The following is a 12,436-nucleotide window of genomic DNA, read 5'->3' as shown; positions in this document are numbered from 1 at the left end:
AAAGCGGCCGGTTGTAGGGTCGGAACGGTCAACACCCCTTCATGGACAGCAGCTTTCCATCACGAACGCAGGAACGGCAGGCGACAGGATGAGCACCGGGGACGACGCACTCGAGGTCTGGATCGACCAGGATCTGTGCACCGGCGACGGCATCTGCGCGCAGTACGCACCCGAGGTGTTCGAGCTGGACATCGACGGCTTGGCCTATGTCAAGAGCGCCGACGACGAGCTTCTTCAGAACGAGGGCGCCACGACTCCCGTACCGCTGCCGCTCCTCAGAGACGTCGTGGATTCCGCGAAGGAGTGCCCCGGTGACTGCATTCATGTCCGCCGTGTTTCGGACAGTGTTGAAGTCTACGGCCCCGACGCCGACTAGCACGGAGTGTGACGAGCTCTCACGCTGAGTGCCCGACAGGCGGGGCGGGACGGGCCGTTGCGCCTCAGATGCTCTCCGGGCTGCCGGGGACGGGAGCGGCCTCCAGCGCGAACTTCCCGTCCTTCCACTCCCACTTCACCTTCCGCTGCCGGTCCGGGCAGCAGCTCGGCACGGAAGGCGAGGAGTAGCCCAGCAGCTTGGCCGAGACCGTACGGCCGCTGACCTTCAGGTCCTGGACGGTCATCCGCTCCTTGGTGCGCAGCATCGTCGCGACCACGCGGGGCGGATCGTCGGGACGGGCCGGGGCGCCAAGGACGAACAGGGCGTTGGGCGGCGTGCCCGTACCGGAGTGGCAGCGCACCGACGCGACGGTCTCCTTGCGTCCGTCGCCGTCGAAGTCCGTGGAGCCCTTGCCGACGACGTCGACCTTGACGGACGGGCTGCCGCAATCCACGGGGAAGTCTGCCTTCTTCGGGTCCGGGGCCGGGCCGGAGGCCGTCGTGGTGAGCGTGGGCTGAGCGGTGGCGTCCGCCGGCTGGATCAGGGCCGATGCCCCGACGACGGCGGCGAGGGCCACGGCCGTGCTGAGCCAGTGCACCATGCGGGTACGGGTGTGCGGCAGTTCCGTCACGCCGGGTGACTCCTGTGAGAAGTGTGCTTGGGGGTGCACAGCATCGTGCCATACGTCACACGGCACCGGAACGGGCGGGACCGGGTTCGTCCGTACGGCTTCTGACGAGGCGTCAGCGCGGGAGCCTCAACACCCCCGCCAGGTCGCCGCGTTGGCGCGGAGGAACGAGGCGGGGGCTGCCGCGTGCGTGGTCCGCGGGACGGGACCACGGGGAGGCCGGCGCCCCAACAGGGCTTTCAGGAACGGCCAGAGGTGCTGCCGGGGCCGGTGTAGTCGTCCCCGTACGCGCCCTTGGCGGGGCGGCGGCGGCGCAGCGGCGGCTCGACGCCGTCGGCGAGGCGGCGGGCGGTGAGCAGGAAGCCCGTGTGCCCGATCATGCGGTGATCGGGACGTACGGCCAGGCCCTCGACGTGCCAGTTGCGCACCATGGTCTCCCACGCCTGCGGCTCGTTGAACGTGCCGTGCTCGCGGATCGACTCGACCATGCGGGCCAGTTGGGTCGTGGTGGCGACATAGCTGCACAGGATGCCGCCCGGGACAAGGGCCTTGGAGACGGACTCGAGGCACTCCCAGGGAGCGAGCATGTCGAGGATGACGCGGTCGACGTCGCCGTCCGAGAGGTGGTCCTGCAGATCGCCGACGGTGAGCGTCCAGGCGGGGTGCGGTTCGCCGAAGTAGCGCTCGACGTTCTGCCGGGCGATCTCGGCGAAGTCCGCCCGCCGTTCGTAGCTGTGGAGCATGCCCATGTCGCCGATGGCGCGGAGCAGGAAGGTGCTCAGCGAACCGGAGCCGACTCCCGCCTCGACGACGCGCGCGCCCGCGAAGATGTCGGCCATGGCAAGGACTTGGCCCGCGTCCTTGGGATAGACGACGGCGGCGCCGCGCGGCATGGACAGGACGTAGTCGGGGAGCAGGGGGCGCAGCGCGAGGTAGGCGACGTTTCCCGTGGTACGGACGACACTGCCCTCGGGAGCGCCGATCAGCTCGTCGTGGGGGAAGGCTCCCTTGTGGGTGTGGAAGCTCTTTCCCTCTTCGAGCGTGAACGTGTAGTGGCGTCCCTTGGGATCGGTGAGCTGGACCTGGTCCCCGACCTTGAAGGGCCCGCGACGGCGGGCTGCACCGGTCGGTTCGGACATACGCACAGACTAACGGGTCTGGTCAGCGGGCCTCATGCCGAGGGCTTGGCCATGGCCGCGACGAAGGCACGCTCGACGTCGCCTGTGGAGAGCACGCCGTAGATCTCGCCGGTCTCCTCGACCACCAGGTACTCGGTCGCCGGGGTGGCACGCAGGTGCTCCAGCAGTTCCTCGCCGGCCAGCTCCGCCGGGACGCGCATGCCCTCCTTCAGCTCCTGGGCGAGGGTGGAGACCGCGACCCAGGGACGCCGGTGCGAGGGGACGCCGGCGATGGCCGCCTCCCGTACCAGCGAGACGGGACCGCCGGCGCCGTCGACGACCACGAGGGCGCGGGCTCCGGCGTCGTTGGCGCGGCGGAGCGCCTCCGAGAGCGGGGTGTCGGTGGGTACGGGGACGGCGCGCCTGGTGAGGTTGCGGGCGCGCAGCTCGGGAAGGTGCTCGCGCAGCCGTGCCATGCGCAGGCTGTTCCCGGCGCCGGTCCAGATGATGGCGGCCAGGATGGCGGCGAGCAGCGCGTCCATGAGGGTGTCGATGCCCCCGATGGACTCCTGAGTCAGGCCGCCCGCATGCGTGGCGAGCGGCAGCCCGATGAGCACGGCGACGGCCAGCGCCCGGCCGATCCACGCGGCGAAGACGGTGCCGGTCATGGGACGGCCGCTCAGCTTCCACACGAGGGCGCGCAGCATCCGGCCGCCGTCCAGAGGCAGTCCGGGGAGGAGGTTGAAGGCGGCCACGATGAGGTTGGAGATCATCAGCCCGGCCAGCAGCACACCCGGTACGGTGCCGGGCCGCACGGCCTGCATCCCGCCGTAGAAGACCCCGGCCAGCACGAGGGACAGCAGTGGTCCGACGAAGGCGAGCACGAACTCGCGGCCGGGGGTCTCGGCCTCCTTCTCGATCTCGGAGACGCCGCCGAAGAACTGGAGCTGGATGCGGCGCACCGGCAGCTTGAAGCGCAGCGCGGCGACGGTGTGGGCGAGTTCGTGCACGAGGACCGAGGCGTAGAAGGCCACGGCGAAGAAGAGCGCGATCAGGTAGCGCACCGTGCCGAGATGGGGCAGGACGCGGTCGAGTTGTCCGCCGAAGACCCAGGTGATGAGGGCGGCGACGAGGAACCAGCTGGGTGCCACGTAGACGGGCACGCCGAAAGGGCGGCCCATCAGGAGACCGCCGCCGAAGGGGCGGGCACGACGGGGCTTGTCGGGGCCGAGACCCTTGGGGCCGTGACCGGCGGGGCCGGGGGCGGCGGAGCCGGAGGCGGCGGGACCGGGGGCGCCGGGGCCGGAGGCGGCGGGGCCTGACACGGGGGCGGATTCCCGGCCGGAGTCCGGGCCGGAAGCCGTGCCCGGCTCCGGTTCTGACGCGTCGTCGGCAGCTGCGGCGCCCGCCTCCCGCCCGTCCGGGTACGCCGGAGCGTCCGGACGGTCCGGGAGAGAGGCCGTGCCCTCCCCCGCCGTTCCGGAACCGCCGGAGCCGCCGGAGCCGCCCGAACGCGGCGTGCCGCCGTTTTCCGTGTCCGCCACGGGTTCCCTTCTGCCGCTTCCTCGCACTCCGCCGCGCCGCCGGTCGCCGATGGGCGTGCGGGGGCGGGTGCGCCGCCCTCGATGGTATGCGTCCGTTGTCAGTGCGGGGCCCTAGGGTCGTACGTCATGACCACCCGCGTCGCATCGCCCCCGAACTCCCTCTCCCCGTCCCGCGCCAGCGACTTCATGCAGTGTCCGCTGCTCTACCGCTTCCGGGTGATCGACAAACTGCCGGAGAAACCCTCCCCGGCTGCCACGCGCGGAACGGTCGTACACGCCGTGCTGGAGCGGCTCTTCGACGCCCCGGCGGAGCAGCGCAGCCTGCCGCGTGCCCGGTCCCTGGTCGCCCGAGAGTGGGAGCGGCTGCTGGCGAAGCGTCCGGAGCTGAAGGAGCTCTTCGCCGAGGACGGCGGGGAGACGGCGGCGGACGGCGCCGAGTTGGCGGCGTGGCTGGCGGAGGCGGAGGCGCTCGTCGAGCGCTGGTTCTCGCTGGAGGACCCGACCCGTCTGGAGCCCACGGAGCGGGAGTTCTTCGTGGAGGCCACGCTGGATTCGGGGCTGCGGCTGCGCGGCATCATCGACCGTGTCGACGTCGCGCCCACGGGCGAGGTCCGGATCGTCGACTACAAGACGGGCAAGGCGCCGCCGCCCCAGTTCTCCGACGGGCCGCTCTTCCAGATGAAGTTCTACGCGCTGGTGGTCTGGCGGCTGCGCGGGATCGTCCCCCGCCGTCTCCAACTGGTCTTCCTGGGCAGTGGAGATGTGCTGACGTACGACCCGGACGAGGAGGATCTGCGCCGCGTCGAACGCAAGGTGCTGGCGCTGTGGGAGGCGATCACGAAGGCGACGGAGACGGGCGACTGGCGCCCCAGTCCCGGCAAGCTCTGCGACTGGTGCGACCATCAGGCACACTGCCCGGAATTCGGCGGCTCTCCCCCGCCGTATCCGCTCACGGTGCAGCCGCGGCTGCCCGAGCCGCGCAGCGAAGGGCCACAGGAATCCGCCGCGGACGTTTAGGCAAGAATGGGGTCCGGTTCCTGCCGCCCGCCGAAGGAGATCCCGTGGCAATCCGCGTCCTGTTGGTCGACGACCAGCCGCTGCTGCGCACCGGCTTCCGGATGATTCTGGAGGCGGAGCAGGACATCGCCGTCGTCGGCGAGGCCGGTGACGGGCTGCAGGCGCTGGACCAGGTGCGGGCGCTGCAGCCGGACGTGGTCCTGATGGACATCCGCATGCCGCGGATGGACGGGGTGGAAGCCACGCGCCGCATCACCGGGCCCGCGAAGGACGGCCCCGCGAAGGTGCTCGTGCTGACCACCTTCGACCTCGACGAGTACGTGGTGGAGGCGCTGCGCGCCGGTGCCAGCGGTTTCCTGCTCAAGGACGCGCCGGCCGCCGAGCTGGTGCAGGCGATCCGCGTGGTGGCGGCGGGCGAGGCGATGCTGGCGCCGAGCATCACACGCCGCCTGCTCGACAAGTACGCGGGGAAGCTCCCCTCGGGCGAGGAGCCGGTGCCGGACACGCTGCATCAGCTGACGGATCGCGAGGTGGAGGTGCTGAAGCTGGTGGCGCGCGGCCTGTCGAACTCGGAGATCGCCGCGGACCTCTTCGTCAGCGAGACGACGGTCAAGACGCACGTCGGGCATGTGCTCACCAAGCTCGGGCTTCGCGACCGCGTGCAGGCCGCGGTCTACGCGTACGAGAGCGGGCTGGTGCGGCCCGGCTCCTAGGGCATGTCCGCAGAGTAGCGTCGCCGCCCGTTAGGGCGGGGGCCGCGGGATCTGGTGCGTGCGATGACAAGGCGGAGGGTGGGGGCACCTCCCGGGCCTGTCAGGCCCCGGGGGCGAGAGCGCTGGGGGTACCACCCGGGCCGCCCAGGCCCAGGGGAAGGGCTGCGCCGACGACCGACAACGCTGGGGGCACGCCCCCTCGCTGCGCTGGGGGACCCCCACCCACGAAGTGGGGGAGAGCGTGCGTGCCAGGCCGCGCAGCCCTGGGGGCACTCCCCCAGACGGAGTCTGGGGGAGGGACCTTGCGGACACGCCCCAGGGTCTGGGCCGCGCCGCAGGGCGCCCCCGGTACCGTCTACCGCTTGCGGACCTGGACCCCGATCCGGACCCCGACCCGGACGCGGCTTTCCGGACCGCCCCGTCAGCCGTCGGTGCTGCGGCCCAGCTCCCACAACTGCAGCACCGACGAGGAGTTCAGCGCCCATTCGGCTCCGGTGATGTCCTCACGCGCGGCGATGAACTGCTTGCCCTGCCACAGCGGCAGCACGGGCACCTCCTCGGCCACGATGTCCTGGGCGCGCCCGAAGCCGCGCTCGGTGCGGACCCTGTCGGCCTTCTGCCGTGTCTGCGGGATGACCTTGTCGCGTATCTCGGTACTGATGTAAGGGCTGTTGAGGAAGTTGTTCCGCTCGAAGAACGGCGCGATGTAGTTGTCGGCGTCCGGGAAGTCAGGGAACCAGCCGTAGCCGTAGACCTGGTACTTCCCCTCCAACGCGGCCCCGCGGTAGGTGTCCCAGGGGAGCCCGCGCACCTCGGCGTCGAACAGGCCGCTGCCGTTGAGCTGCTCCTTGAGCTTGGTGAACTCCTTCTTGGTGACGCTGCCGTAGTGGTCGGTGGTGTAGGCGAGTTCGAGTTTCACCGGCGTGCTCACGCCCGCCCGGCGCAGAGTGCGCCGGGCCGAGTCGGTGCCGGCTTCGCCGTACTTGTTGAAGAAGGAGTTCCGGTGTCCGGGCACGCCCGAGGGCACCAGGGAGTAGAGCGGCTCGGCAGTGCGGGCGTACACGTCCCGTACGAGGGACTCACGGTCGATCACCTCGGCCACGGCACGCCGCACGGCCAGGCGGCCCGCGGTCTCGTCGTCCGTGTTGAAGACGAGGTAGCGGATCTCCTGGCCCGGCTGCTGCACGAGATCGATGCGGTCCTCGGGCGCCGATTCCAGTCTCTCGATCTGCTGCGGCGAGATGGTGCGGTTCATCAGGTCGATGTCGCCCGCGCGCAGCGCCTTCTCCATGGCGGCGGAGTCGCTGAAGGACCGCATTTCGACCTTCTCGCCGGCGATCTTCAGCGAGCCCTTGTAGTCGGGGTTGCGGGTGAAGACCGTCTTCTTCGCGCCGGATTCGTATTCGAGCGTGTACGGGCCCGACCCCACTGTCCGGAACCCCTTGGCGAAGCCGTCCGCGGGATAGCTTTCCTGGTCGACGATCGAGGCGGCCGGAGTGGCGATCTTGAACGGGAAGGTGGCGTCCGGCTTGCGCAGATTGAAGACGATCGCACGGTCACTGGTGGCCTCGACGTCGGCTATGCCGCTGAGCAGTGAGGCCGGTCCGTTGGCGAAGCGGATGCGCAGGATGCGCTCGATGGAGTACTCCACGTCCTTGGCGTCGAGGGTGTTGCCGTTGGAGAAGGTGAGGCCCTCGCGCAGGGTGCAGCGGTACTGCTCGTTCCGCTCGTCGGTGAAGCCGCACCTCTCCGCGGCGTCCCGGACGGGGCGGGTGCCGGAGCGCGGCATCCGCAGCAGCGTCTGGAAGGCGTTGCGCATGACGTTCCACGAGCTGACGTCGTACGCGGCCGCTGGGTCGAAGGGCGCGGGCGTGGCCTTGGACACGGCGAAGGTGTCGGTCGTACCGACGACGATCGCCTCCTCGTCGCTCCCCGTCACCTGCCCGCAAGCGGTCAGCAGGGACGCCAGCAGACCGGCTGTCGCAGTGAGCGCCGGGGTCTTGCGGTGCATCGGGCACGGTCCTCTCGTCGGCCGAAGGGTCACGGTGCGAAAGACCGGGCGGGAGACGCTGACGGGCTCAGGTGGCCATCCCTGAACTGGTCGCCCTGGCAACGGACTTCGAGCCCGATGAGGACACCCCCGGTCCGCCGTGGACTGCGCGGACGCACCGGACCGACCGGCATGGCGTGCCGGCGCCGACGCGAAGTCTGGTGAATGTCACAGCGCTCTTCGTGCCGCGTCAAGAGGCTGGGACCACGTATTCGGCGAAGGCAGCCGACAGGGCGTCATAAGCGTTACAAGTCGCCTGAGCAGGCGCGGACCTGAGTGCCTGCAAGCGGGGCGGAGCGCGGCCCGGGAGCGTCCCGAAGCCGCCTGCGGAAGAGGTGCCGGAGCGTCAGGAGACGCTCTGGTGCGCCACGAGGACCAGAGAACGCAGGAAGGCGAGATTCACCTCTTCGAGCGATTCCACGACGGTGCGGCCCGGTGCGTCGTCGATGGGCGCGACGGACGGCACCGCCACCACCCGGCAGCCTGCCGCCTCGGCGGACGCCACCCCGGTCACGGTGTCCTCGATGACGGCGCAGCGGGCCGGGTCCGCGCCGAGGCGCCCGGCGGCCGTCAGATAGGGGTCGGGGTGCGGCTTCGTACGGTTCAGTTCGTCCCCGGCGACGGTGAGGTCGAAGTGCTCCCTGCCGAGGGAGACCAGCATCTCGTCCACGACCGTGCGGTGGGAGGCGGAGACCAGCGCGGTGGGGACCCCGTGCAGGGAGAGCTCGGCGAGCAGGCGCCGCGCGCCGGGTACCAGCTGCACGCCGCGGCGCACGCGCTCGATGAACTTGTCGTTGAGCAGCACGGTCAGCTCCTCGACCGTGATGTCGGCCTGCGTCGCCTCGATGAGGAAGCCGGCACTGCGCGTCATCGGGCCGCCGACCACGACCTCGCGCCATTCGTCCTTCAGTACGTGCCCGAGCTCCGCGAAAGCCTCACTCTCGGCGTCCCACCAGTAGCCTTCCGTGTCGACCAGGGTGCCGTCCATGTCGAGGAGCACCGCCTGCAGCGACGAGCCTTCGGCCGTAAGAGTGCCGAGCGCGGGGATGGAGCTGGTCATCCGCGTACACCTCCGTGAGGGACAACAAGGCCGGCCGCCCGCCCCACAGGAGCGAACGACCGGCCTGTACCGGACCGACCATTCTACGGCCGTCCGGTCGGAGCCGTTATCGGGCGTTGAAGTACTTGGCCTCCGGATGGTGGATCACGATGGCGTCGGTGGACTGCTCGGGGTGCAGCTGGAACTCCTCCGACAGCTCGACGCCGATGCGCTCCGGCTGCAGCAGGTCCGCGATCTTCGCCCGGTCCTCCAGGTTGGGGCAGGCACCGTAGCCGAGGGAGAAGCGGGCACCCCGGTACTTCAGGGCGAACATGTCGGCCATGGCGGCCGGGTCCTCTGCCGAGATGTCCAGCTCGGCGCGTACCCGGGCGTGCCAGTACTCGGCGAGGGCCTCCGCGAGCTGGACGGACAGGCCGTGCAGCTCCAGGTAGTCCCGGTAGGCGTCCTTCGCGAAGAGCTCCGCGGTGGCCTCGCCGATCTTCGAACCGACCGTGACGACCTGCAGCCCGACGACGTCCTGTTCACCTGAGTCCTCCGGGCGGAAGAAGTCCGCGAGGCACAGCCGCCGGCCGCGGCGCTGGCGCGGGAAGGTGAAGCGGGTGCGCTCGCTGCCGTCCTCGTTGAGGAGGATCAGGTCGTCGCCCTTGGAGACGCACGGGTAGTAGCCGTAGACGACGGCCGCCTCCAGCATGTTGTCGGTGTGCAGCCGGTCCAGCAGGCCGCGCAGCCGGGGACGTCCGTCGGACTCCACCAGTTCCTCGTAGTCGGGGCCGTCGCCCGTGCGGGACTCCTTCAGGCCCCACTGGCCCTTGAAGAGCGCGCCCTCGTCGATCCAGGACGCGTAGTCCTTCAGGCCGATGCCCTTGACCACGCGGCTGCCCCAGAAGGGCGGCGTCGGCACCGGGTTGTCGGTGGCCACGTCGGAGCGCACCGAACCGTCGTTGACCTCCTCCTCCGGCACCTCACCGGCCGCGGACGAGGGGCGCTTGGGCACCCGGCGCTGCTTCAGCGGCGGCAGTTCGGCACCGGGGACGCCACGCTTGACGCCGATGAGGGCGTCCATGAGGCGCAGGCCCTCGAAGGCGTCGCGGGCGTAGCGGACTTCGCCCTCGTAGACCTCGTGCAGATCCTGCTCGACGTATGCGCGCGTGAGTGCGGCGCCGCCGAGGATGACCGGGAAGTCGGAGGCCATCTTGCGCTGGTTGAGCTCCTCCAGGTTCTCCTTCATGATCACCGTGGACTTCACCAGGAGGCCGGACATGCCGATGACGTCGGCCTTGTTCTCCTCGGCGGCATCCAGGATGGCGCCTACGGGCTGCTTGATCCCCAGATTGACCACGGTGTAGCCGTTGTTGGACAGGATGATGTCGACGAGGTTCTTGCCGATGTCGTGCACGTCGCCGCGGACCGTGGCCAGGACGATGGTGCCCTTGCCCTCGTCGTCCGTCTTCTCCATGTGCGGTTCCAGGTAGGCGACCGCGGTCTTCATGATCTCGGCGGACTGCAGCACGAACGGAAGCTGCATCTTGCCCGCGCCGAAGAGTTCGCCGACGACCTTCATGCCCGCGAGCAGCGTGTCGTTGACGATGTCGAGCGCGGGACGCTCCTGCAGCGCCGTCTCCAAGTCGTCTTCCAGGCCGTTGCGTTCGCCGTCGATGACGCGCCGCTGGAGGCGCTCGTCCAGCGGCAGCGCCGCGAGCTCCTCGGCCTTGCCGGCCTTCATCGCCTTGGTGTCGACGCCCTCGAACAGCTCCAGGAGATGCTGCAGCGGGTCGTAACCCTCACGGCGCCGGTCGTAGATCAGGTCCAGGGCGGTGGTGACCTGCTCCTCCTCCAGGCGAGCGATCGGCAGGATCTTGCTCGCGTGCACGATCGCCGAGTCCAGCCCGGCCTTGACGCACTCGTCGAGGAAGACGGAGTTGAGGACGATGCGCGCGGCCGGATTGAGCCCGAAGGAGATGTTGGACAGGCCGAGCGTGGTCTGCACGTGGGGGCGGCGCTTCTTCAGCTCCCGGATGGCCTCGATGGTGTTGATCCCGTCCTTGCGGGACTCCTCCTGGCCGGTGCAGATGGTGAACGTCAGGCAGTCGATGAGGATGCTCGACTCGGCGATGCCGTAGTTGGCGGTCAGGTCGTCGATGATGCGCTCGGCGATGGCGACCTTGTTCTCGGCGGTACGGGCCTGGCCCTCCTCGTCGATCGTCAGAGCCATCAGGGCGGCGCCGTGCTCGCGTGCCAGGGTGGCCACGCGGGCGAAGCGGGACTCGGGGCCGTCGCCGTCCTCGTAGTTGACGGAGTTGATGACGGCTCGGCCGCCAAGCTTCTCCAACCCGGCCTGGATCACCGGCACTTCGGTGGAGTCGAGCACGAGGGGAAGGGTGGAGGAGGTCGCGAAGCGCCCGGCGATCTCCGCCATGTCGGCGACGCCGTCACGGCCCACGTAGTCGACGCACACGTCGAGCATGTGGGCGCCCTCGCGGATCTGGTCGCGGGCCATCTCCACGCAGTCGTCCCAGCGGCCGTCGAGCATGGCCTCGCGGAACTTCTTCGAGCCGTTGGCGTTCGTACGCTCGCCGATCGCCAGGTACGAGGTGTCCTGGCGGAAGGGGATCATCTGGTAGAGGGAGGCGGCACCCGCCTCGGGCGTGGGTGTGCGCTGGGCCGGTGCCTTGCCGCGTACGCGCTCAACGAGCTGGCGCAGGTGCTCGGGGGTCGTACCGCAGCAGCCGCCGACCAGGGAGAGGCCGTAGTCGCGGACGAAGCCCTCGTGCGCGTCGCACAGCTCCTCGGGCGTGAGCGGGTAGTGGGCTCCGTCCTTGCCGAGTACGGGCAGGCCCGCGTTGGGCATGCACGAGACCGGCACCTGCGAGTGCTGGGCGAGGTAGCGCAGGTGCTCGCTCATCTCGGCCGGCCCGGTGGCGCAGTTGAGGCCGATCATGTCGATGCCGAGCGGCTCCAGGGCCGTGAGGGCCGCACCGATCTCGGAACCCAGCAGCATGGTGCCGGTGGTCTCGACGGTCACGGAGCAGATCAGCGGCAGCTCGTGCGCGCCGGCGGCGTCCATGGCGCGGCGGGCACCGATGACGGCCGCCTTGGTCTGCAGCAGGTCCTGGGTGGTCTCCACCAGCAGGGCGTCGGCACCGCCGGCGATCATGCCTTCGGCGTTCTGCTGGTAGGCGTCGCGCAGCGTGGTGTACGGGGCGTGGCCCAGCGTCGGCAGCTTGGTGCCGGGGCCCATCGAGCCGAGCACCCAGCGGGGGCGGCCGTCGGCCTCGAATTCGTCCGCCACGTCGCGGGCGATGCGGGTGCCCGTCTCGGAGAGCTCGAAGACGCGGTCGGTGATGTCGTACTCGCCCAGGGCGGCGTGGTTGGCGCCGAAGGTGTTGGTCTCGACACAGTCCACGCCGGCGGCGAAGTACTCGGTGTGGACCGACCGCACGATGTCGGGACGTGTCACGTTGAGGATCTCGTTGCAGCCTTCGAGCTGCTGGAAGTCGTCGAGGGACGGGTCCTGCGCCTGAATCATGGTGCCCATCGCGCCGTCGGCGACGACCACGCGTTCCGTGAGTGCCTTACGCAGGGCTGCTGCCCTCGGGAAGGCGGAATCGGGCGTACTGCTCGGCGAGGCCATGAAGGGTTCTCCCTAAAGTGCGACGGCTGTCGGCTATGCGCTGTCCGGTCACTGCACTGAGGACGGCGCACCTGATCAGGGTATCGGGCGAACACAAGAGTGCAGCCGGGCATCCCGCGGAGCGGACGTACAAGACGCCGCGAAAGGGCAGGAAACCGGCTGAACCGGACGACTTCGCACGGCGGGGGCGCACAGGGGGCCATCAGCGCTGGGCGCGGGGACAGACCGGTGCGCTCGCTCGTAAGCGGACCGGGCTACCGTCGGTCCACATCAAGCGATACCGTTCGGCATTGTCGAAC

9 protein-coding genes are annotated in these 12,436 nt (G+C 70.0%); 3 read left to right on the top strand and 6 right to left on the bottom strand.

What is annotated here, in order from left to right; all coding sequences use genetic code 11:
• Nucleotides 1-88 precede the first annotated feature (88 nt).
• Nucleotides 89-376, top strand: coding sequence for a ferredoxin (locus tag ACSMXX_RS28140; RefSeq protein WP_473181469.1), 288 nt, complete (start codon nucleotides 89-91; stop codon nucleotides 374-376).
• Nucleotides 377-440: 64 nt separating this feature from the next.
• On the opposite strand, the gene ACSMXX_RS28135 is transcribed toward ACSMXX_RS28140, so the two are convergent.
• The 3 genes from ACSMXX_RS28135 to ACSMXX_RS28125 form a co-directional block, all read right to left on the bottom strand.
• Entirely contained in the window at nucleotides 441-1,007 is a 567-nt protein-coding gene (locus ACSMXX_RS28135; protein WP_473181468.1) for a hypothetical protein, read from the bottom strand.
• Between the two features lie 236 nt (nucleotides 1,008-1,243).
• Nucleotides 1,244-2,143 carry a tRNA (adenine-N1)-methyltransferase gene (locus tag ACSMXX_RS28130; RefSeq protein ID WP_473181467.1) on the bottom strand — a complete coding sequence of 300 codons (900 nt, stop codon included), beginning with the start codon at nucleotides 2,141-2,143 and terminating at the stop codon, nucleotides 1,244-1,246.
• 32 nt (nucleotides 2,144-2,175) lie between these two features.
• The gene (locus tag ACSMXX_RS28125; RefSeq protein WP_473181466.1) at nucleotides 2,176-3,666 is read right to left on the bottom strand and encodes a site-2 protease family protein; all 1,491 of its coding nucleotides are present in this window, start codon (nucleotides 3,664-3,666) and stop codon (nucleotides 2,176-2,178) included.
• A 126-nt stretch (nucleotides 3,667-3,792) separates the two neighbouring features.
• Here ACSMXX_RS28125 and ACSMXX_RS28120 point away from each other — a divergent pair, with 126 nt between their 5' ends.
• Both ACSMXX_RS28120 and ACSMXX_RS28115 read left to right on the top strand, forming a co-directional pair.
• Nucleotides 3,793-4,683, top strand: a complete 891-nt coding sequence (locus ACSMXX_RS28120; RefSeq protein WP_473181465.1) for a RecB family exonuclease — start codon at nucleotides 3,793-3,795, stop codon at nucleotides 4,681-4,683.
• 44 nt (nucleotides 4,684-4,727) lie between these two features.
• Nucleotides 4,728-5,396, top strand: coding sequence for a response regulator (locus ACSMXX_RS28115; protein ID WP_070012450.1), 669 nt, complete (start codon nucleotides 4,728-4,730; stop codon nucleotides 5,394-5,396).
• Between the two features lie 421 nt (nucleotides 5,397-5,817).
• Here the strand turns inward: ACSMXX_RS28115 and ACSMXX_RS28110 are convergent, their stop codons facing one another.
• The 3 genes from ACSMXX_RS28110 to metH form a co-directional block, all read right to left on the bottom strand.
• Nucleotides 5,818-7,407: an ABC transporter substrate-binding protein gene (locus ACSMXX_RS28110; RefSeq protein ID WP_473181464.1), complete on the bottom strand. Its 1,590-nt coding sequence runs from the start codon at nucleotides 7,405-7,407 to the stop codon at nucleotides 5,818-5,820.
• Between the two features lie 385 nt (nucleotides 7,408-7,792).
• Nucleotides 7,793-8,506: an HAD family hydrolase gene (locus tag ACSMXX_RS28105; RefSeq protein WP_473181463.1), complete on the bottom strand. Its 714-nt coding sequence runs from the start codon at nucleotides 8,504-8,506 to the stop codon at nucleotides 7,793-7,795.
• 106 nt (nucleotides 8,507-8,612) lie between these two features.
• A complete protein-coding gene (gene metH / locus ACSMXX_RS28100; protein ID WP_473181462.1) occupies nucleotides 8,613-12,137 on the bottom strand; it encodes a methionine synthase in 3,525 nt (1,174 codons plus the stop codon).
• Nucleotides 12,138-12,436 lie beyond the last annotated feature (299 nt).

This window comes from Streptomyces sp. DSM 116795 (assembly GCF_055792905.1).
This window is presented reverse-complemented; position numbering and strand designations above follow the sequence as displayed.